Origin of the sequence: Enterococcus sp. DIV0210g, assembly GCF_050559705.1 — a bacterium.
GTDB lineage: Bacteria > Bacillota > Bacilli > Lactobacillales > Enterococcaceae > Enterococcus_B > Enterococcus_B faecalis_A.
Window position 1 is genome coordinate 330,898 of sequence record NZ_CP187903.1, and the last position, 20,569, is coordinate 351,466.

The 20,569-nt window shown below is 36.1% G+C and carries 20 protein-coding genes and 1 pseudogene; 16 read left to right on the forward strand and 5 right to left on the reverse strand.

The features are described 5' to 3' along the window. The first annotated feature begins 20 nt into the window (after nucleotides 1-20). Together IGI64_RS01615 and truA are read left to right on the forward strand one after the other, a co-directional pair. On the forward strand, nucleotides 21-1,685 hold the full coding sequence (locus IGI64_RS01615) for a hypothetical protein (RefSeq protein ID WP_429939254.1): 1,665 nt from the start codon (nucleotides 21-23) through the stop codon (nucleotides 1,683-1,685). Between the two features lie 48 nt (nucleotides 1,686-1,733). After that, nucleotides 1,734-2,474, forward strand: coding sequence for a tRNA pseudouridine(38-40) synthase TruA (gene truA / locus IGI64_RS01620; RefSeq protein WP_429939255.1), 741 nt, complete (start codon nucleotides 1,734-1,736; stop codon nucleotides 2,472-2,474). 65 nt (nucleotides 2,475-2,539) lie between these two features. Here truA and mprF read toward each other — a convergent pair whose 3' ends face one another. Next, the gene (gene mprF, locus IGI64_RS01625; RefSeq protein WP_429939256.1) at nucleotides 2,540-5,134 is read right to left on the reverse strand and encodes a bifunctional lysylphosphatidylglycerol flippase/synthetase MprF; all 2,595 of its coding nucleotides are present in this window, start codon (nucleotides 5,132-5,134) and stop codon (nucleotides 2,540-2,542) included. A 344-nt stretch (nucleotides 5,135-5,478) separates the two neighbouring features. Here mprF and IGI64_RS01630 point away from each other — a divergent pair, with 344 nt between their 5' ends. From IGI64_RS01630 to IGI64_RS01645, 4 genes are all read left to right on the forward strand, one after another. Further along, on the forward strand, nucleotides 5,479-5,796 hold the full coding sequence (locus tag IGI64_RS01630; RefSeq protein WP_016623601.1) for a PTS sugar transporter subunit IIB: 318 nt from the start codon (nucleotides 5,479-5,481) through the stop codon (nucleotides 5,794-5,796). 15 nt (nucleotides 5,797-5,811) lie between these two features. Next, entirely contained in the window at nucleotides 5,812-6,129 is a 318-nt protein-coding gene (locus tag IGI64_RS01635) for a PTS lactose/cellobiose transporter subunit IIA (protein WP_034861628.1), read from the forward strand. A gap of 30 nt (nucleotides 6,130-6,159) precedes the next feature. Next, nucleotides 6,160-7,413, forward strand: a complete 1,254-nt coding sequence (locus IGI64_RS01640) for a PTS sugar transporter subunit IIC (protein WP_429939257.1) — start codon at nucleotides 6,160-6,162, stop codon at nucleotides 7,411-7,413. Nucleotides 7,414-7,552: 139 nt separating this feature from the next. Next, a complete protein-coding gene (locus IGI64_RS01645; protein ID WP_429939258.1) occupies nucleotides 7,553-7,843 on the forward strand; it encodes a putative quinol monooxygenase in 291 nt (96 codons plus the stop codon). Between the two features lie 325 nt (nucleotides 7,844-8,168). On the opposite strand, the gene IGI64_RS01650 is transcribed toward IGI64_RS01645, so the two are convergent. Both IGI64_RS01650 and IGI64_RS01655 read right to left on the reverse strand, forming a co-directional pair. Further along, nucleotides 8,169-8,255: a putative holin-like toxin gene (locus IGI64_RS01650; protein WP_429940739.1), complete on the reverse strand. Its 87-nt coding sequence runs from the start codon at nucleotides 8,253-8,255 to the stop codon at nucleotides 8,169-8,171. Nucleotides 8,256-8,416: 161 nt separating this feature from the next. Beyond that, nucleotides 8,417-8,785: a hypothetical protein gene (locus tag IGI64_RS01655; protein ID WP_429939260.1), complete on the reverse strand. Its 369-nt coding sequence runs from the start codon at nucleotides 8,783-8,785 to the stop codon at nucleotides 8,417-8,419. 278 nt (nucleotides 8,786-9,063) lie between these two features. Between IGI64_RS01655 and celB the strand changes: the two genes are divergently transcribed. Beyond that, nucleotides 9,064-10,404 carry a PTS cellobiose transporter subunit IIC gene (gene celB / locus IGI64_RS01660; protein ID WP_429939261.1) on the forward strand — a complete coding sequence of 447 codons (1,341 nt, stop codon included), beginning with the start codon at nucleotides 9,064-9,066 and terminating at the stop codon, nucleotides 10,402-10,404. Nucleotides 10,405-10,441: 37 nt separating this feature from the next. Here celB and IGI64_RS01665 read toward each other — a convergent pair whose 3' ends face one another. Then, entirely contained in the window at nucleotides 10,442-11,236 is a 795-nt protein-coding gene (locus tag IGI64_RS01665) for an SDR family NAD(P)-dependent oxidoreductase (RefSeq protein WP_429939262.1), read from the reverse strand. A gap of 22 nt (nucleotides 11,237-11,258) precedes the next feature. Next, the gene (locus tag IGI64_RS01670) at nucleotides 11,259-12,098 is read right to left on the reverse strand and encodes an aldo/keto reductase (protein ID WP_429939263.1); all 840 of its coding nucleotides are present in this window, start codon (nucleotides 12,096-12,098) and stop codon (nucleotides 11,259-11,261) included. Nucleotides 12,099-12,230: 132 nt separating this feature from the next. Here IGI64_RS01670 and IGI64_RS01675 point away from each other — a divergent pair, with 132 nt between their 5' ends. The 9 genes and pseudogenes from IGI64_RS01675 to IGI64_RS01715 all read left to right on the forward strand — a co-directional run bounded on the left by IGI64_RS01675 (nucleotide 12,231) and on the right by IGI64_RS01715 (nucleotide 20,543). Further along, nucleotides 12,231-12,587 carry a winged helix-turn-helix transcriptional regulator gene (locus IGI64_RS01675; protein WP_429939264.1) on the forward strand — a complete coding sequence of 119 codons (357 nt, stop codon included), beginning with the start codon at nucleotides 12,231-12,233 and terminating at the stop codon, nucleotides 12,585-12,587. Between the two features lie 77 nt (nucleotides 12,588-12,664). Next, the gene (locus IGI64_RS01680; protein WP_429939266.1) at nucleotides 12,665-12,772 is read left to right on the forward strand and encodes a putative holin-like toxin; all 108 of its coding nucleotides are present in this window, start codon (nucleotides 12,665-12,667) and stop codon (nucleotides 12,770-12,772) included. A gap of 524 nt (nucleotides 12,773-13,296) precedes the next feature. After that, a complete protein-coding gene (cas9, locus tag IGI64_RS01685; RefSeq protein WP_429939267.1) occupies nucleotides 13,297-14,595 on the forward strand; it encodes a type II CRISPR RNA-guided endonuclease Cas9 in 1,299 nt (432 codons plus the stop codon). Nucleotides 14,596-14,611: 16 nt separating this feature from the next. Further along, nucleotides 14,612-15,778: a type II CRISPR RNA-guided endonuclease Cas9 gene (gene cas9 / locus IGI64_RS01690; RefSeq protein ID WP_429939269.1), complete on the forward strand. Its 1,167-nt coding sequence runs from the start codon at nucleotides 14,612-14,614 to the stop codon at nucleotides 15,776-15,778. Then, nucleotides 15,775-16,641, forward strand: a pseudogene (cas1, locus tag IGI64_RS01695) (type II CRISPR-associated endonuclease Cas1). The gene cas9 (IGI64_RS01690) and the pseudogene cas1 overlap by 4 nt, the downstream one beginning before the upstream one ends. Then, on the forward strand, nucleotides 16,638-16,979 hold the full coding sequence (gene cas2, locus IGI64_RS01700; RefSeq protein ID WP_429939271.1) for a CRISPR-associated endonuclease Cas2: 342 nt from the start codon (nucleotides 16,638-16,640) through the stop codon (nucleotides 16,977-16,979). Before cas1 ends, cas2 begins: the two are co-directional and overlap by 4 nt. Continuing rightward, complete coding sequence (gene csn2 / locus IGI64_RS01705) at nucleotides 16,969-17,631, forward strand: type II-A CRISPR-associated protein Csn2 (protein WP_429940740.1); 663 nt, start codon at nucleotides 16,969-16,971, stop codon at nucleotides 17,629-17,631. Before cas2 ends, csn2 begins: the two co-directional genes overlap by 11 nt. A gap of 601 nt (nucleotides 17,632-18,232) precedes the next feature. Then, complete coding sequence (locus IGI64_RS01710; protein WP_429939272.1) at nucleotides 18,233-20,254, forward strand: BglG family transcription antiterminator; 2,022 nt, start codon at nucleotides 18,233-18,235, stop codon at nucleotides 20,252-20,254. A gap of 1 nt (nucleotide 20,255) precedes the next feature. Further along, nucleotides 20,256-20,543: a PTS sugar transporter subunit IIB gene (locus tag IGI64_RS01715; protein WP_016625139.1), complete on the forward strand. Its 288-nt coding sequence runs from the start codon at nucleotides 20,256-20,258 to the stop codon at nucleotides 20,541-20,543. Nucleotides 20,544-20,569: the final 26 nt, after the last annotated feature.

Consider the following 20,569-nt stretch of genomic DNA (forward strand, 5'->3'; position numbering starts at 1 on the left):
AAGAGGAGCAGTTAAAAGCAATGAAAGTGCAGAAAAAGTTAATTTTGCCTATAATACTTATTTTATTAGGCAGCCTTTATTCAATTGTCTATTTCAGAAATGCCCAAACGATATACTCGACAGGCGATTTATCTTTTCATCTATCTAGGATAAAAAGTTTGTCTTCTATTTTTTCTGGACCTATAGATTATTCTACATTCAATTTTACTGGGTACGGTGTCAATTATTTTTATCCATTTCTCACATTTTTTCCGTCAGTATTTTTTTATTGGATAACAAATAATCTGATTTTAAGTTATGTTCTTTATGTTTGGTTATTGAATGTATGTACTATTCTGATCATTTTTTATTATGGTAAAAAGTTTTTAAAACATACTGGGGCAGCGTTTCTGCTCAGTTGTGTATATACATTTTCTGCTTATAGAACAATCAATATTTATCATCGTTCCGCGATAGCAGAAGCAATAGCAATGACGATTGTCCCAGTAGTATTATATTATGCTTACAAAATTATTTTTGAAAATGAAAAGAAATATATTGGTTTATCGATAAGTATGAGTCTGTTAGTTTACACACATGTATTGTCTACGTTGATGTGCAGTGCAGTTATTGCTGTTTTTATTGTGACAAAAATCATTTCAGGGAAAGTAGATAGAAAAACATTTTTAGAAATGATAAAAGAGATGGCCAAAGCTGTTGTTGGAACAGGGATTCTATCGATTTATTTTTGGTACCCTATGCTGCAGCAAATGTTGTATCAGCAAATCAATAGGCCTGGAAAAACGGATCTTCAAAGTAAAGCATTCACCTTATCAGATAGTTTGATTAACGCAATGAATAATGATTTAACTACCTACACGATGGGAATCGTGGGAATCATGTCTTTGATTTTACCATTGATTTTTATAAAATTATTGAATAAACGTGAGAAATTTGTTTATTACAGTACAGTAGTTACGTGGTTGTTAACAACTACTTTTTTTCCATGGATCCTTGTTCAAGAAACTCCTCTCAATCTTATTCAATTTCCTTGGAGAATTTTAGGATTACAAGCATTTTTTGGTTCTCTCATATTAGTGATGCTTTATTCAAAAAGTGAAAAAAGAAAGAAGAATCAAGTAGTATGGATAACATTAGCTGTGATTTCTCTGCTCTTTCTATCCATAGCAACAAAAAGAAATTATTCTGCTAAAATCCAAGACTTTCCAGGACATATTAGAGTTGATAAGGAGTCGATCAAAGAGTACACGACAAAAGGGATGGATTATTTCTTGTATGATTATTCTCCAGTAGCTGCATTAACTTATAGAGAACAGATAAGGAATCGAGAGATTAAAGTAGGAAATGATTGGAAAGAAAGTCTTTATGAAGCGACAGAAGACCATATTACTTTTAAGGTTCAAAGTGCGAATAAACAAACTATTCAACTACCTGTTTATGCATATATTGGAACAAAAGCATTGGTAAATGGTAAAGAAGTCACTTCTTCTATTAATCAAGAGGGATTAGTAACAGTTGTGGGGACGAGAGGGACAAATACGATTAAAGTTTATACCAACTACACGTTTACTTCAATTATTGCCTTTATTATTTCTTTAAGTGGCTATCTTTTACTGTTGGTCCGTTTACTAGTAAGTAAATCAGCGGGTTCTAAAAAGAAACTAAATCATAGTGTTATAAAGTAAGAAATAAATTAAACAGTAAATAAACAATCAAGGGAGCACATAAAAAAGATGAGAAATATCAAATTAACGATTGAATATGACGGGAAAAGATATGCTGGCTGGCAAAGATTAAATGGATCAGAAAAAACAATTCAAGGAAAAATAGAAAGTATCTTATCTCAAATGACAGGTGAAAAAATAGAAATCATCGGTTCTGGACGCACAGATGCGGGAACCCATGCAAGAGGCCAAGTCGCCAATTTTAAAACGAACACTCAAATGGCGCTCCCTGAGATCCTTGATTTTCTGAACCGTTATTTGCCGCAAGATATTGTCGTAAAAGCAGTAGAAGAAATGCCTGAACGATTCCATGCAAGATATAATGCTGTGAGAAAACAGTACAGCTATTATGTTTGGAATAATCCAATTCCGTCAGCATTTGAACGTCAGCATAGTTTTTTCTTTCCGCAAAAACTTGATATTGAAAAAATGGAACAAGCTTGCAAAAAATTGGAAGGCAGCCATGATTTCTTAGGGTTTTCTGCACTAAAAAAATCAAAAAAGTCCACCGTTCGAACGATTGAAAAAATAGCTGTCGAACAAGAAGGAAGCATGCTGCATGTTACTTTTATAGGAGAAGGATTTTTATACAAAATGGTGCGTATCATCACGGGGACTATTTTGGAAATCGGCGCTGGAACGATGGAATTAGAAGATATCGATAAGGTGTTTGAAACAAGAATCAGAGAAAATGCAGGAGAAACGGCTCCTGCACAAGGATTGTTCCTTGATGAAGTCGAATATCGCTAAATTCGACACTCTTTAGAAAAAGCACGCTGCTACCTAAGTTATGATCTTAGGCAGCAGCGTGCTTTTTATTCGTTAGTCTCTGTTTTTTTGTTTCGAGCCAACCAGAAAAAGGAAGAATTTTTTTCTTTGTTGACTGGCATATTATCAGTGATCAGTAAAGCAATCATGATATAAGCAATCCAGCTGTCGCGAGAATAAAGAACATATTCTGCGATCCATTTATTCGAAAACTTGTCTTTGTAATCTTTTAATCCGCCAAAAGAATAGAAGCGGGAACCAAAATTATAGACAAGATAAGCGATCCGCTCTTGTGTAAAACTTTTGCGAGAAGTTCCGACATTTGCCAACGGAGCCATCCCCAAATCGAAATATTCCAGCTGTTCTTCATCTCTCATGTATTGGAAGAGATTGATAAACAAAAAGTCCATCGTGCCGCTTGGTGCTTTAGAAGGGCTGTGGCGCATCAAGTCGATCGTTCCGATATTATCTGTATAAGTCGGCATAAAGTTAGCAAAGGCAACGATTGTATCATCCTTGTCTTTAATAACAGCAATTGGCGCACGTTGCAAGTAGTCTTCTGAAAAGAATCCTAATGAAAATCCTTTTTCTTTTCGTCCGCCTAGCCATTCATCAGAGACTTCTTTTAAAGCTGCCATCGTTTGCGCTGAAAAAGGAGGCTGGAGAACGTCGAAAGTGAAGCCTTCTTTGAGTACTTTATTGAAACTTGCCCGCTGACCCTTCCTCTTTTTCCCGCTCATAGTGAAATCAGGCAGATAAACCAGAGCGCGTTCGCCAAATTTGATGAAATCATAGCCGAATTCATGCAGGATCATGACCATATCTTCCGTATTTTCATAGAAAACCGGCAAATAATTATAAAGATCTGCTTCTTGGATCAACGCTTCTGTAGCAGCTTCAAAATCAGTGCTTTTACCAGAAGGATTTCCCATGATCAGCAGTTTATTGTTGAATGTTGCCAATTGGAAAAAGACGGTATCTTCTGTGCCATCATTATAATAGTAAACTTCTTTGTCCATCAAAAACACCAGTTGACTGTCGCAATTTCCGCCATAGGTATGCAAGATGTGGTTCAAGCGCGCCTCATTTGGTTTTTCGCCGATTTTGATTCGTTTGTTTTTCAAAAAAGTGATAAACAGCAATATCACAAATGAAACGATCAGAATAGCAACAAACCCAGCCATCCAGATTTTTTCGTTAGGGAACAAAAAGAAATCAGGCAAGCGATGCCGATGATGGATATTCGGACGATTGTACACACCAATGGCGATATACAAGATAGCAAGTCCGCCAATGATAATCCCATCGATCGTCATCCATTCTGCTGAATAAACCAGTTGTTTGCGGTAAAGTTCTCCTTTTGAAAAGATAACAAATAGAAGAAGTAAAGCCAAAAACAAACCTGTTGAAACGCGAAAACCAGCAGCAAAAGCATATAAAAAAGTCAAGAAAACGATAGAAATCGTCGGCAAGTAAGCGCGCTTCACTCGTGCACTAATCCCGCGACCAGCAATAATCAACAAGAATCCCAGCAAGATTGCTGGAAAAACAACGATGACTCTCGAATGAATCGGGTTCAAGTGCTGCAAGAAAGGCAACCGTATAAATGCTTCTGGTATTGTTGCAGATAAAACCAGCATCGTACCTGTAAAATAGAGAAAGAAAACTTCCAATTTATGGGATAGTTCTTTCATCAAGCTAAGCGGTATCTCGTTATAACGGCTGTTGATCGTACTGCCAAGATTCTTGAAGAAGAGAACGAGTCCAATGAAAAATGGCACAATATAATAGAATAAACGAAAAAGCAACAGCCAAACAATCACTGTTTCTTTTGGGATACCCAAAACTGAAAGACCAATAATCATCATCAAGTCAAAACTTCCTAATTCTCCTGGGATCATCGAAACGATACCGATCACAGTTGCTGCGATAAATAGCGGAAGAACGTCAAGAATACTTAAATGAAGACCCATCAAAAGACCAGTTGAAATAAAACTGATCAGCACCCCTGTCCATTCAAAGAAAGAAACAGCAACAAGTTGAAGGCGCTGTTTGCTTTTTAATCCGCCTAAATAATTTCCTTTTCCAAAAATACTTAGACAAAAAACAATTGGAAAGTACAAACCACCGCCAATCAGCCAAATCCAATATTGCTGCAAATATTCATTATGATCATTGAAAATGACCAAAAAGAAAGAAAGCAGCGCATAAATCGACAAACCAGACATGGTAAAAATCAATATTTTTGACAATGCTTGGACAACTTCTTTACCAGAATTCTTTTTCCCATAAAATTCAGATCGAAGTCCTGCACTAATAAATCCGCCAAAACCAGCAAGATTGTTCAAGGTATTCACTAACCAGCTTGTTTCGATAATATATGATTTTTTGGGTTTCTGATCCAATATATTGTTTAAAATAAAATCATACCCGAGCATCGGCAGTATCGAAAGAAGACCAATAACAGCCATTAACCCAATATTAGGTAACGGAATCTCTTTAAAAATATGTGCAAGCTGCGAAACAGAGACATTTTTTGCGAGATTCATGATTTCAAAAACAATGATAACGATCACGGAAAGCAAAAAAATAAGCTTGAACTTGCTTGCGTGTGTTTTAAACCATTGGATTATTTTTCCCACTTAATCACTCCTTTCAATTTATACTAACATTCATTTCCAACTGTCTCAATGGAAGTGAGAATCAACTGGGGATTTGAGGAAATATTTTTGCTTCTTCTTAAGAAAGAGTACGGAAAGCTGGGCTGTTCTAAGCATAATTTTTTTGGTTTCTAAGAAAATGGTGTTTGTGCACAAGTTTGTGAAGTGTTTTGCACACTAAATATAACTTACGTACTTTATTCTTTTAGTGTGCGCACACTAAAAGATGAGCAAAAGCTTTGAAAGCGCTATTCGTAAGCGTTTTACTTTTGGCACGCTTCTTGCATTATAATTAAGTGTAAAACAAATGAAGAGGAGTGGAGAATATGGCGAAAAAAACAATCATGTTAGTATGTTCTGCCGGAATGAGTACAAGTTTATTAGTAACAAAAATGCAAAAAGCAGCGGAAGAAAAAGGAGTGGAAGCTGATATCTTTGCAGTATCTGCTTCAGATGCGGACAACAACTTAGAAGCAAAAAACGTAGATGTTTTACTTTTAGGGCCTCAAGTTCGTTTCATGAAAGGTCAATTTGAACAAAAATTAGCACCAAAAGGAATTCCTTTAGATGTTATCAATATGCAAGATTACGGTATGATGAACGGTGCCAAAGTATTGGAACAAGCTGAAAAATTGATGAAATAATTGGAGGGTACAATGATGGAAACAGAACAAAACTTAGAAGCAATCATGGGTTTGATCATGTATGGCGGCAATGCAAAAAGCGATGCAATGGAAGCGATTGCGGCTGCGAAAAAAGGGGATTTCGAATTAGCAGATCAAAAAATCGCTGATGCGGAAGAATCATTAGTGCAAGCACACCATTCTCAAACAGAGATGCTGACACAAGAAGCACAAGGAAACCATATACAAGTAACATTATTAACAGTCCACAGTCAAGATCACTTGATGACTTCGATTGCCTTTACAGACTTAGCAAAAGAAATCATTGATTTATATCGTCGTGTGGATGCATAAAAGTTTTTAAAAAGAAAAGAGGAAGAAAAGATGGATAAATTTGTTGCATTTATGGAAAAACATTTTATACCCGTTGCTTCAAAAATCGGCGCACAACGCCACCTGATCGCTATTCGTGATTCATTTATGGTCAGTATGCCGTTGATGATCCTAGGAGCTTTAGCTGTTATGATCAATAACTTGCCGATTCCTGGATTCCAAGAATTGATGAATTCGATTTTTGGCGGTGAAGCATGGAAAGGATTTGGAGCTGCGGCTTGGAACGGAACGTTTGCCATTCTTTCCGTATTGATTGCTTTCTTGCTTGCTTATCATTTAGCACATGGCTACCAAAAAGACGGCGTATCTGCCGGCGTTATCTCATTAGGTTCATTCTTCGCATTAGGCGGAGCTTTAGGAATGAGTTCAAACGGATTATTCATTGCAATTATTGTAGGGATTATTTCAACAGAGATTTTTGTACGTTTGAGCGGAAACGAAAAATTGATCATCAAAATGCCTGACGGAGTACCGCCAGCAGTTGCTAAAGCTTTTGCAGCATTATTGCCTGCTATGATTACTATTTCTATTTTTGCATTGATTGCAGCGATTTTCGCAGCATTTGGCGTAGACGATATCGTGGGCGCATTCTACACTGCAGTTCAAGAACCATTTATGGGACTTGCAAATTCTTACCCATCAGCATTATTACTTGCTTTCATTACACCATTCTTATGGTTCTTTGGTCTTCATGGTGCCAATATGATCGATCCTTTGATGCAAACAATCAATGCACCAGCTATTGAAGCAAACGTTCGCGCTTTGGGAGCAGGACAAGAAGCACCATTTATCGTAAACAAACCTTTCTTTGACAGTTTTGTAAACTTAGGTGGTACAGGAGCAACGATCGGTCTGCTGCTAGCTATCTATCTAGTTGGACGTAAAAACAAACCATACATGGTCGTAACAAACTTATCGATTGCACCAGGTATCTTCAACATCAATGAACCAACAATGTTTGGGTTGCCAATCGTTCTGAATCCAATCATGTTCATTCCATTTATCTTGACGCCAATGGTCTTGGTAAGTGTGGCATATTTCGCAACATCAACAGGATTGGTTCCAGCTGCAACAGTTATGCCGCCATGGGTAACACCTCCTATTATCGGTGGTGTCTTGGCTACAAACAGTATTGCCGGCGGAGTGCTAGCTGCAGTAAACTTAGTTATTTCCGTTCTGATCTACATGCCTTTTGTTAAAGTAGCAGCAGTTCAAGAACAAAGAAGAGAAGCAGCAAACGCTTAAAATATCACTTAAAACGAGATCGGCTGAAACGAAGCCAATCTCGTTTTTTTATGCAGAGAATACCAAAAAATATTTTTGTTAGAAAAAGAGATGGTATACTTTAAGAAAGGGTTTGCACACAAACTTAGGAGGAATCGGGATGAGTATAACAGTTACTATTTTATACACAGGAAAAAATGGCAGTGCGAGAGATTTTGCCAAAGAAATGACAGATAGCGGAATTATTGCTGATATATGTGCAGAAGAAGGGAATGAACGATATGAGTATTTTTTTCCAATGGAAGATCCTGAATCTGTTTTATTGATCGATCGCTGGAAAAACCAAGAAGCGATTGATTTTCATCATCAGACAGAAATGATGAAAAAAATAGCAGATTTAAGAAAGAAATACCAGCTGAAAATGAAAGTAGAAAGATACGAAGACCTATAAGTAAAGAAAGAACAGATCGATTTGTCTATTTTTTAGCAAAATGCTATACTAGAAACAGAAAAGAGGCTATGCGTCAACATAGCCCCGATGCAGAACCGTTAAAAAGACGGCAGCTTTGTTTTAGTGGTTTAACCATCTATCCTCGTCAAAGTGTTAGATGATTATTTTTTGGTTTTTTGGTCAATAATCAGCAAAAATGCTATACTAGAAACAGAAAAGAGGCTATGCGTCAACATAGCCCCAATGCAGAACCGTTAAAAAGACGGCAGCTTTTATTAGTTTGATATTGTAACCATCTAATTACTAGCCAAAGTGGATTAGATGGTTACTTTTTTTGGTCTTTGCGGTCAATAATCAGCAAAACCAACGTCGCAAAAGCGATCATCAGTTGAATTGCTTCAAAAGTTGACACGTGCTCGCCCCCTTCTAGGGATAAAGCGCTGAACCATAGGCATCACCCCTTTTTTCAAGAGATTAGCCACCATCTTTTCACTTTTCTACGTTTTCATTGTACCATAAGCGATAAAATGAAAGCGATACTTTATAAGGGTTTTCGATGCTTTATTTCAAAAATTATTCAGATGTATGTGTTATTTTTAGATCATTTTTTCGATAAAAAATAGCAGCAGCTTGAGCGGCAAAAAGGATAGCCAAGACAATAAGATAGGACCCGATTGTTAAGCTTATTTTTTCTGTACCAAAGAAATCAACTACTTTTAATGGCAAATAAAAACTCATAAAAGTAACTATCCAATATCTAAACTTTTTCCAACCTTTACCAATTGTCAGCTCATTCATCACGATAAGTCCAAGCGGATATTCATAGAAAATACTGGAAAGAGTAAATGAATGACGCCCTTCTAAAACGAAATAAATGATTCCTCTCAAAATAAACATCACCATAAATGCTCCGATTATGTATCTGACATCCAACTTCTTCATTTTTGCTCCTTTTCACTGTTTTACATAGTATTCCTTAAAATATGTTTGTGTTTATCAGCATTTAGTGAATCAACTTTTATGCTAAATGTATTAAATCATATTTTTTTCAGAGGTGATGTATAATGTGTGTTTTTTTATCTAATGAATGTTGTCTGTTCTTTAACTAAAGATAACAGAACTTTTCATTTGTTAAGTAATCGCTTACGTAATATGCTTAATACATATAAAAATTTCTTGTATTTACGATGTTTTTTAGTTGTTAAGAAAGGAGAGAAGCGATGTTTCGATTCTTGCAAAATTATTTGTCTGGACCAGCAGAGAAAATTGCACAGTATAAAATCATTCGAGCGGTCATGGCTGCTGGAGTAGCGACATTGCCATTTACAATCGTCGGTTCAATGTTTTTAGTATTGGATAACTTGCCAATGCATTTGCCATTTTTAGAGGGTTTATTTAAAATAAGCGATTTATATAGAATTATCTATACTATGACTTTAGGCATCTTAGCAGTTTACTTCACGGCAGCCTTTGCCTATGAGCTGACGTCTATAGAGAAAGAACAAGACCTCGATGTCAACCCGTTAACTGGTGCGTTATTATCGGTGCTGGCTTTCTTTATGTGTGTGCCAGAATTGATAGTCGAAAATGGACGAATCAGCTTAGTTTCTTCAATCAATGAAACAGAGACCGTGGTAAATGGCATACGAATGGGTGCATTTGCTGAACGATTGGGGACATCAGGGATTTTTACAGGTATTATTGTGGCGATTTTGGCAGTAAAGTTATATTGTTTTTGCGTCAAACATCACTTAGTTATTAAAATGCCAGCTAGTGTTCCCCCTGGCGTTTCACAGTCATTTTCTTCACTGATTCCGACAGTTGTTATTGTTTTTGCAATTACTCTTATTAATGGAAGTTTGATCATCTTAGGAACAGATATTTTCAATATTCTTTATCTGCCATTTAGTTTAGTCATCTATCTGACCAATACTTGGATGGGGCTGATAGTGATTTATTTCTTTATCCATGCGCTTTGGATCGTTGGTATTCACGGAGCAAACATCATTACTTCTTTTTTAGCTCCTGTCGTCTTAGCAAATATGGCAGAGAATGCAACGGGCGCAAGCTATCCTTTAGCAGGCGAATTTAATAATTCTTATGTCACTATCGGCGGATCAGGTGCCACATTAGGGTTGGTTCTCTTTATTGCTTTTTTTGCGAAATCCAAACAATTGAAGGTACTTGGGAAGGCTGCATTGATTCCTGGACTTTTTAATATTAATGAACCAATTATTTTTGGTATGCCAATCGTTTACAATCCTTATTTAGCTTTTCCGTTTTTTTTGGCTCCTATGGCTTCAGCGTCACTTGCCTATTTTGCTATTCGTTTTGGATTTGTTCAGCCGATGATCGCCCAACTGCCTTGGCCGTCACCAGTAGGAATCGCTGCTTTGATTGGGAGCGGAGGCGATTGGAAAGCGGCTGTTTTAGCAATTTTGTGTGCGCTCCTCGCTTTTGTTATCTGGTTTCCCTTTATCACATTTTATGACAATAAGCTTTTGAAGGAAGAAAATACTGCACTTTCTGACCAAACAGAAAAAAAGAACGCCGGAATTTAAATCCGGCGTTCTCATTTTTAGCAAAAATTTTTTCAATTTAATAAATCGTCGGTACCAAACCGCCGTCTAATCGCAATGCAGCACCAGAAAAGGAAGAAGCATAGGGGCTGGAAACAAAAGCTGCAAAACGACCGATTTCTTCTGGGCGGATCAATCGTTGGATCTGAGAAAGAGGACGATGGTTTTTCATAAAATCCTGCTCCCATTCAGATTGGGGAATATCACTATCGGCATACATATTTTCCAACATTTCTTGTACGCCTTCTGTCAACGTAGAGCCGGGCATAATCGTATTGACAGTCACTTGAGAGCCTGCCGTTAATTTAGATAAGCTTTTTGCTAAAGAGAGGTTCATCGTTTTTGTCATACTATACTGCGCCATTTCTCCAGAAGGCATGATTGCTTCCTCGCTGGCAATAAAAATGACACGGCCAAAATCTTGTTCCAGCATCTTAGGTAAATAAAATTTTGCTAAAGCATTGCCAGACAAAACATTGACATGGAAAAATCGTTCCCAGACTTCATCTGTAATGTCCATGTAATCCATTGGTTCAAAAATACCCATGTTATTGATCAAGATATCTACTTTAGGACATTGGGCAAATAACGCTTCACGGGCATTCGGATCAGCTAGATCAAAAGGCGCACTTTGCGGATTTGTGTCCGGAAAACGTTCTTTAAGTTCAGCTGTCACTTGGTCAACAACAGATGCTTGGCGGCCATTGATGATAACATCAGCGCCTTCTTTAGCTAATTCAATAGCGATTGCTTTTCCAATACCTTTTGTTGAACCAGTAACTAGAGCAGTTTTATGTTTTAAACCTAATTCCATGCTGCACACTCCATTCTATTTATTAAAAATCAAAAGTATCAGGATTTGGTCCGACACGCCAATCTTCATTTAAATTATTCAAAGCTGTCATCTCTTCGTTAGAAAGTACAAAATTGAAAATATCTGCATTGCTTTGCATCCGTTCTGGCTTCACTGATTTGACAACCAATAAGATTTCTTGCTGTACATCCCAGCGCAAGATGACTTGAGCCGCAGAAACGTTATGTTTTTCAGCGATTTCCAATACAACTGGATGATTTAACAACTGACCTTGCATCAAAGGAGACCACGCTTGGATCTTGATATCATGTTTGGCACAAAAATCACGTAGTTCTTTTTGTGATAATTTTGGATGAAGTTCAATCTGGTTGATAACAGGAACGATCTCAGTTTCTGCTAATAATTTTTCAAGATGGTGTACTTGAAAATTGCTGACGCCAATTGCTTTGATTTTTCCGTCACGATACAATGTTTCCAATGCGCGCCAAGCTTCTAAATAGGCATCTTCTCCAGGCCAGTGGATCAAATAAAGATCCAGATAATCCAAGCCTAAGCGTTCTAGACTTTCTTCAAACGCACGAATCGTTTCGTCATAGGACAAGTGAGCGTTCCACACTTTTGATGTTACAAATAACTCGTCACGGGAAAGACCCGCAGTTTCGAGCCCTTCTTTGATCCCAACACCTGTACCAGTTTCATTATCATATATCTGTGCAGTATCAATCAAACGATAGCCCTTCAAAATCCCTTCTTTTACAACCTCTGCCGTTTCAGCATCTGGAATTTGAAAGACCCCTAACCCCATACCGGAAATGCTTGTTTGATTATTTAATATGATTTTATCGTTCAATGAATGAATCATGTTTATTTCCTCCTTTGAAATTCAATAGATATACTGTATACTAGAAAAGTTCAAATGGATAGTACCTACTTTTTTGTATCATAGTATCTAAAAAGTAACTTTTGTATAATAAAAGCTTTTTTGGAGGTAAAAATGAACGAAAAAACATATAATATCGGCGTAGAAGCAACAATGGACGTTATTGGCGGTAAATGGAAGCCGATAATTTTGTGCAATCTTCGTCATGGTTCGCTGCGCCCAAGCGATTTGAAACGAAAAATCCCTAATATCAGTCAAAAGATGTTGACTCAACAACTGCGAGAATTAGAAGCAGATAACATTGTTTTGCGAACATCCTATCATCAAGTTCCGCCAAAAGTAGTGTATTCTTTAAGTGATTACGGTGAAACATTAAGCAGTGTCCTAGATGCATTATGCAGTTGGGGAGAAATGCATGTGTCTGCATTACAAGAACAAGGTGCACCCGTGATATTGCGTTGTGAAGACTAAATAAAAAACCAGCAAGCGAGCACTTTTGAAAAGTGGGTTTGTTGGTTTTTTGTTATATGTTATTTTAAAAGGTGTTTATGGTACATTCAAGGAGCAGGCACGTGTCAACTTTTGAAGCAATTCAGCTGATGATCGCTTTTGCGATGTTGGTTTTACTGATTATTGACAAAAAAGTAACCATCTAACACTTTGACCGGCGTTTAGATGGTTAAAATACTATTTATATCGTAGTCACCGTCTTTTTAACGTTTCTGCAAGAGGGCTATGTTGAGAGCATAGCCTCTTTTCTATTTTTAGTATATCATTTTTGCTGATAGATACAAATCTTTAACGGAGGATAAATGCTCACTTCATTTTTGAAGAGAGGGTTTGTTGGTTTTCTTAATATATAAAGTTGTTATTATAAAAAATACGAGATAAAGAAATGAAAAAGTTTTAAAATAGTACAGCAACTGAATTTTTCATGGTAAATTTATAATAAGTTGTTTTAGAAAGCGTTTGCTTTTTGCGTAATAAAAAAAGCACCGAAACAGTGCCCCAAATAGGTGATAACGGACTAAGCCTTATTTTAACTCGCTATGCTGTTTTGAATAGTTCCAATAATTTAACTATAGCAAATTTTTTGAAAGATGCAAGCATAATAAAAATATTTTTTAATATTGCTGTTTATGTTTGGTTATTTTATCTGGTAAATGAAAAAGGAGGAAACATGAAGCAAGAATACACAATTGCATTAGATATCGGGGTCGCTTCTGTCGGATGGGCTGTGTTAAAGGATAACGATGACTTGATCAAGAAAAAAATGACTGTCCTGGGAAACACAGAGAAAAAATCAATCAAAAAAAATTTTTGGGGCGTTCGACTTTTTGATAGTGGAAAAACAGCCCAAGAACGCAGGTTGAAGAGAACTAACAGAAGACGGATTGCCCGTCGCCGAAATAGAATTTTAATACTGCAAGAAATATTTAGTGACGATATACAAAAAATCGATACAAATTTTTTTCAAAGATTAGACGAAAGTTTTTTGACGATTGAAGACAAAAAAACAGAAAAGTATCCAATTTTTGGGACGATTACAGAGGAAACTGAGTATCATGAAAAATTTCCAACAATCTATCATTTGAGAAAATATTTAGCAGACACCAAGAAAAAAGCGGATCTTCGTTTAGTGTATCTTGCAATGGCACATATATTAAAATTTCGCGGTCATTTTTTGATTGAAGGAACGTTGAATACACAAAATACTTCGATTGAAGAGACATTCAAAATATTTATCAAAAACTATAATCAGCAATTTCTAGAAGAAAATGAATGGTTAGATAACAAACATGCAGCAGAAGCAGCTGTTATTTTGAATGGATCTTTCTCGCGAACCAAAAAATCAGAGAGGATTTTGTCTCTTTTTCCAAGTGAAAAAAGCAATAGTACGTTTGCCCAGTTTGTAAAAATGATCGTAGGGAATCAAGGGAAGTTCAAAAAAGCATTTGGATTAGAGGAAGATATGAATCTTCAGATGACAAAAGAAGAGTACGATACAAATCTAGAAGAGTTACTAGGTAAGATCGGTGATGAATTTAGCGATGTGTTCGTCGCTGCTAAAAATACGTATGATGCGGTGGAATTGTCAGGAATATTGACCACCAAAGATTCTTCGACTAATGCTAAACTTTCTGCAAGTATGATTGAACGTTACGACCAACATAAAACAGATTTAAAAAAATTCAAATTATTTATCAAAGAAAACTTGCCAGAAAAATACGCAGAGATTTTTAAAAACGAAGCTGCAAATGGCTACGCAGGATTCATTGATGGAAAAACGAAGCAAGAAGATTTTTATAAATATATCAAGAAAGAGATAAGTAGTGCGCGAGGAGCCGAATACTTTCTGGAAAAAATAGAAGAAGAGAGTTTTTTAAGAAAACAGCGCACCATAGATAACGGAGTAATCCCGCATCAAATACATCTAGAAGAACTATCCTCAATCCTAGAACAACAATCTGTTTACTAAGCATGTAGCAGGAATCTTGCACCAGCGGTTTAATACAGAAAAAAAACGAAAAACACAAATTATTACGTTGAAATCACTATTGACTAGTCAGTTTAGAAAAAATTTCAAACTATATAAAGTTCGTGAAATAAATGACTACCATCATGCACATGACGCATATTTGAACGGTGTGATCGCGAATAAATTATTAAAAGTATATCCAAAGCTGAGACCAGAATTTGTTTATGGTGAATATAAAAAAGTGGATTTTCGTTCAGACGAAAAAGCTACCGAAAAAAAATATTTTTATAGTAATATCATGAAATTTTTCGCAGAGGAAAAGAAAATCTCTGATGAAAACGGGGAAGTCGTTTGGGACAAAGAAAAAAGCATTGCCAGAATCAAAAAGGTTCTAGAATATCGTCAAATGAATATTGTGAAAAAAACGGAGATCCAAACGGGTGCATTCTCAAATGAAACAATCAAGCCAAAAGGACCGTCCGCGAAATTGATTTCTCGGAAAAATGGCTGGGATCCTGTAAAATATGGAGGATTTGATAGTCCAATCGTTGCCTATTCAGTAGCCATTATGCACAAGAAAAAGGAAAAGATAAATAAAGCAATTGTAGGAATAACGGTAATGGAACAAGAGGCATTTGAAAAAAATAGTATCAAGTTTCTTGAACAAAAAGGATTTATCCAACCAGAAGTGTTGCTAAAATTACCTAAATATACTCTTTATGAATTAGAAAATGGACGCAGAAGAATGCTTGCCAGCGCGAGTGAGGCTCAAAAAGGAAATCAACTGTGTTTGCCGCGTTCTTTAGCAGGTCTGTTATATCACGCAAAAAACTATGAGAAGAGTGCTGAAAGTCTTGAATATATCGAAAAAAATCGAGAAAGTTTTTCTGAATTATTGGATCATGTTCGAGTATTTGCCGAAAACTATACATTAGTACCGAAAAACTTGAAATTGATTCTGGAAACTTACGAGAAGAATAAGCAAGCAGATATAAAAGATACTGCTCGTTCTTTCATAGCATTAATGCAGCTGAACATGATGGGCGCGCCATCAGATTTCAATTTTTTTGGAGTAACTATACCACGCAGCCGATATAAAGGAGTGAAAGAACTACTGGAAGGTGTGATCATCCAGCAATCAATTACTGGTTTATATGAGACTAGAAACAGGTTTGTTGAATGAGTTGGCGAACAATCGTAATCAACACACATTCAAAACTAGCTTATAAAAATAATCACTTGATTTATAAATCAGCTACACAAAATGAGATTATCCATTTATCGGAAATCGATGTACTTTTATTGGAAACAACAGATATAACGATCACGACGATGCTTATAAAAAAGTTGATAGATCAAAATGTTCTGGTGCTATTCTGCGATGATAAGAGACAGCCGATTGCAAAGCTTCTGCCTTTCTATGGTCGTCATGATAGCAGCTTGCAATTAACGAAACAAATCAAATGGATAGATGAAAGAAAAGCTTTAGTTTGAACAGAGATTATTACTCAAAAAATAACTAATCAGAGTCAATATTTAATCACGCAAAAGTATCATGACAAAGCGTTAGCTGTTTTAAAACTAAATGAAGGACTCGAAACTTTTGATCCCTCAAATCGTGAAGGACATGCGGCGAGAATTTATTTCAACACACTGTTTGGCCAAACATTTTCTCGTGAACAAGAAAATCCAATCAATGCTGGTTTGGATTATGGATATACATTATTGATGAGTTTATTTGCTCGAGAAATTGTAAAGAATGGTTGCATGACACAATTTGGGCTCAAACATGCTAATCAATTTAATGATTTTAATTTAGCCAGTGATTTGATGGAGCCATTCCGAATATTGATCGATCAAATCGTCTATGAAAACAAGTCCAATTCGTTTCCTGTGATAAAACGGGCGTTGTTTAGTTTATTTTCAAATAATTATTTATATAACAACAAGTCTATGTTCTTGACGAATATCGTTACGGATTACACGAAGAAAGTGATAAAAGTATTGAACCATGAAGAAGAAAGGATCCCGGAATTCAGGATATGAGTTATCGCTATATGAGAATGTTATTGATGTTTGATATGCCGACAGAAACGGCTGATGATAGGAAATCTTACCGGAAATTCCGGAAATTTTTATTGAATGAAGGGTTCATCATGCATCAGTTTTCTGTCTACAGCAAGCTTTTATTAAATGGGACGGCAAGCAATGCAATGGTTGCTCGTTTGAAGCAAAATAATCCTAAAAAAGGTATGATCACGTTATTGAAAGTGACAGAAAAACAGTTTTCAAGAATGATTTATTTAAATGGAGAACAGGATTTCAGCATTGGAAATACAGATTCAAGAATTGTTTTTTTAGGAGACGATTATGCTGAATCTTAATTTTCCATTGCTAGATGGTTCGATACGATTCTCTTCTTCCACATTTCTTGTTGTTGAAGATATAACAATGTTTGCTCATTTGATAAAGTTGTTTTATTCCTATCCAGAGAAAGATGAGTTAAAGTTATTTGATCAAAAACAAAATGAAATCAAATCTTCAGAGCTGCTTTTGATTACTGATATATTGGATTATGACTTGAATTCTGCGTCCGTAATAAAATTGATTTACGCAGATTTGAGTGGGCAGATAAATGAAAAACCTGAAGTTAAGACAGAAATAGAAAAATCAATTGCAGCAATCAGTGAGCTGATTGAAGTAGAATTATTGGAACATGAACTTGACTTGGAACAAAAAGAAATTACTTTGACAGAGTTGTTTAAAATGTCTGGGGTAAAAATCGAAACAAAAAGTGATACGATCTTCGAAAAAACATTAGAAATCATCCAAGTCTATAAATATTTGGGAAAGAAGAAGTTGCTTGTGTTTTGTAATATATGTTCATACCTTACGCAACCAGAATTAAAAGAATTATCCGAGTATATTTCTTTAAATGGCGTTACTGTATTGTTTATTGAACCCAGAAAAGTGTATAATTTTCCGCAATTTATTTTAGATGAGGATTATTTTCTAAATCTAGAAAACATGGTATAGTTGTTAAAAGTAAACTGTGAATAATTGATTCGTTCTAGACAAAACTTTGCTATGAGGGAGTAGCGCGATTACGAAATCTTGTGCTGATATTTTTTGTGCGAGGTTTTAGAGCTATGCTGTTTAGAATGGGTCCAAAACAAGTATTCAGTAAATGGGCGCAGGAACAGGGTTTTAGAGCTATGCTGTTTAGAATGGATCCAAAACTAAAACATTCACACCGCTGTTCGTATTTCGAGTTTTAGAGCTATACTGTTTAGAATGGGTCCAAAACGATGAAATCTGTGTCAAGTTTCGTTAGTTCGTTTTAGAGGTATGCTGTTTAGAATGGGTCCAAAACCTACACCCTGATGCGCCCCAGAACGTAACTGTTTTAGAGCTATGCTGTTTAGAATGAATCCAAAAATCATAGACATGTGTTCGTGCTCGTCTGTTTTAGAGTCACGCTGTTTAATTCCAATTAATCACCCCAAGCCTGCCTACCAGCAGGCTTTTTTGTTGGTTCGGTTCAATCAAGTTGGCCGGCTATTTGAAAATTGTACCGAATACCGCTTGTTTTAAAAGCGTTTTCCTAATAAAGTTGAACTAGGAGGTGGACAGCGCTGTGGACCACAAAATAAGTTATCTCCTGAAACTATATTCCGGAAAAGAACTAACACTTGATCAAGCGGTACAAAAACTCAACTGTTCAATAGAGCAAGCTGAAATTGAACTAAAAGAATTTACCACACAAAAATCAGAGAACACTTTTTTTGTAAAATCTATAACACCAGTGTTCTGGACAGAAAAATTTCTGAATCTTTCTAGATATGACATCGTATATACAGAGATGGAAAGAAAACAGCTGATTTATTTACTGGTATATGCGAATACAGAAAAACTATCGATTTTTCATTTTCAAGATTTCTTGAAGTTATCAAAAGGGACTGTTTTGGCAGAAATCAAGAAAATCCGCAGTCATTTGAAAAAAGAAGGTATCGAACTTCTTTACACAAGAAAGACAGGATTCACTCTTAAAGGAAAAGAATTTTCGATTCGCAGAAAAGCGAAAAATGCAATCGTTCAGCTGTTAGAATCAGAGACTGGAAAATTTGGCTTAGCATTTTGGTTAGCTTCTGTATCCATTGATTACTATGCACAGATTAGAGATATCATCAGTGAAGCAGAAAAGAAGATGAATTTAAATCTTGCGCCAAGCAGAATGGAAGAACTTGCTTATTTTCTTGCTTTTTCAAAAGAACGGATCAATAAAAAAGAACTTGAATGTTTAAAAGATGAAAAATTATTATCGAAATTGAGTGTTGCGAAAGCAAGCCGATTTATTTTGGAGAATTGGCTCACCGAACCTATTTCAAAAAAAGAGCTGAGTTTTTTTTCATTATGTCTGGCAGCAACAGTTCAAGGGGATCCTAAAGACAGAAATTTAGATTTTCTATTAGGCTGTTCTGCGGAGGTTATCTATCGAGTGGAAGCATCAATGGCGATTGAATTTGATTCTTTCAGGGAACTATTGACGAACCTGTTTTATCATTTAGTTCCGACTTATTTTAGAGCTTCTTATGGATTTCAGATGCCAAATGTCATGATTGAACAAATCAAACAACAGTATTTTTCACTTTTCGAGCTGACTCGTAAAGCATTATTGCCTTTTGAAAAACTGACTGAACAAACTCTTTCTGAAGACGAACTTGGTTTTGTCACGATCCTTTTTGGCGGAGAGATGCGAAAAAAACAAAATGATCCAGTTCAAAAAGAGATCAGAGCAGTGATTGTCTGTCCGAATGGGGTCAGTTCTTCATTGATAGTAAAAAGAGAACTTCAAGAGCTGTTTCCTGGCATATGTTTTGCTGGCACAAATTCCATTAATCAATTACAAGAAATCGAAAAAGAATCCTACGATATCATTTTTTCTACGGTTACTCTAAAAGAAAAATTTACAGGGAAATCTGTTTATCTGCTGAGACCGCTGATGAGCGAAAAAGAAAAAAATCAACTGATCCGCCAAGTCCAAAAAGAATGGTTAGTACCAGGATTTACTTTGCCAACACCCCAAGAGATTTTGCAGGTGCTGAGTCCGTATATCACTTTGAAAGAAGGCGTGACAGAAGAAAAACTATATGCAGTATTGAATCGTAAAATGGATAGACTACTAGAAAAAAGCGAGGCTGGACGACCTATGTTATCTGAACTTTTAACTGAAGAAATGATCCAATTGACAGAGCGGCAAGAAGATTGGGAAAGTGCGATCCGATTAGCGGCAGATCCGTTGAAAAAAACAAACAAAATCACGGAAGAATACGTACAAGCCATGATTGATCGAGTGAAAAAATATGGAGCTTTCATCCACATTGGAGAATACACAGCATTACCTCATGCACGCCCAGAAGAAGGAGTCAATCAAGTAGGGATGTCTTTACTAAAGGTAGACGAATCAGTAAATCTCATTGATGACCCGAAACATCCAATCAAATTATTTATTTGTCTTGCTGCGATAGATAATGATGCGCATTTGCGTGCATTAGCCAACTTAACGAAATTATTATCAAATAAAGAAAACTTGAAGGATTTGCTTCAAGCAACAACGAAAAAAGAAATCTTAGCAATCATTCAAAAAGGAGACGAATAAAATGAAAATTTTAGCAGTTTGTCAAAGTGGCTTAGGGACAAGTTTCATGGTGGAGATGAATATCAAACAAGCGTTAGAAGATGCAGGTGAAGATTTATCACAATTTGAGATTGGTCATGCAGATGTCGGCAGTGTTTCAGGCGATATGGCCGATTATTTCTTTATTGAACACACGCTTAAGGATACTTTGACTGCGATACCGGAAGAGAAGCTGGTATTACTTCAATCAATCATTGATATGGATGAGATAAAAGAGAAAATTGGCAAATTGTTGTTGGAAACGCATTGAGAACAAACTTGACGAAGGGGAGGTCT

Coding starts and splice junctions, on each gene's coding strand:
- IGI64_RS01635 (WP_034861628.1), top strand. CDS start 5,812: ATGGAAACAGAACAAAACTTAGAAGCAATCATGGGTTTGATCATGTAT.
- IGI64_RS01640 (WP_429939257.1), top strand. CDS start 6,160: ATGGATAAATTTGTTGCATTTATGGAAAAACATTTTATACCCGTTGCT.
- IGI64_RS01655 (WP_429939260.1), bottom strand. CDS start 8,785: ATGAAGAAGTTGGATGTCAGATACATAATCGGAGCATTTATGGTGATG.
- IGI64_RS01715 (WP_016625139.1), top strand. CDS start 20,256: ATGAAAATTTTAGCAGTTTGTCAAAGTGGCTTAGGGACAAGTTTCATG.
- cas2 (WP_429939271.1), top strand. CDS start 16,638: ATGAGTTATCGCTATATGAGAATGTTATTGATGTTTGATATGCCGACA.
- truA (WP_429939255.1), top strand. CDS start 1,734: ATGAGAAATATCAAATTAACGATTGAATATGACGGGAAAAGATATGCT.
- IGI64_RS01630 (WP_016623601.1), top strand. CDS start 5,479: ATGGCGAAAAAAACAATCATGTTAGTATGTTCTGCCGGAATGAGTACA.
- celB (WP_429939261.1), top strand. CDS start 9,064: ATGTTTCGATTCTTGCAAAATTATTTGTCTGGACCAGCAGAGAAAATT.
- cas9 (WP_429939267.1), top strand. CDS start 13,297: ATGAAGCAAGAATACACAATTGCATTAGATATCGGGGTCGCTTCTGTC.
- IGI64_RS01615 (WP_429939254.1), top strand. CDS start 21: ATGAAAGTGCAGAAAAAGTTAATTTTGCCTATAATACTTATTTTATTA.
- IGI64_RS01665 (WP_429939262.1), bottom strand. CDS start 11,236: ATGGAATTAGGTTTAAAACATAAAACTGCTCTAGTTACTGGTTCAACA.
- IGI64_RS01670 (WP_429939263.1), bottom strand. CDS start 12,098: ATGATTCATTCATTGAACGATAAAATCATATTAAATAATCAAACAAGC.
- IGI64_RS01680 (WP_429939266.1), top strand. CDS start 12,665: ATGGTACATTCAAGGAGCAGGCACGTGTCAACTTTTGAAGCAATTCAG.
- IGI64_RS01645 (WP_429939258.1), top strand. CDS start 7,553: ATGAGTATAACAGTTACTATTTTATACACAGGAAAAAATGGCAGTGCG.
- IGI64_RS01675 (WP_429939264.1), top strand. CDS start 12,231: ATGAACGAAAAAACATATAATATCGGCGTAGAAGCAACAATGGACGTT.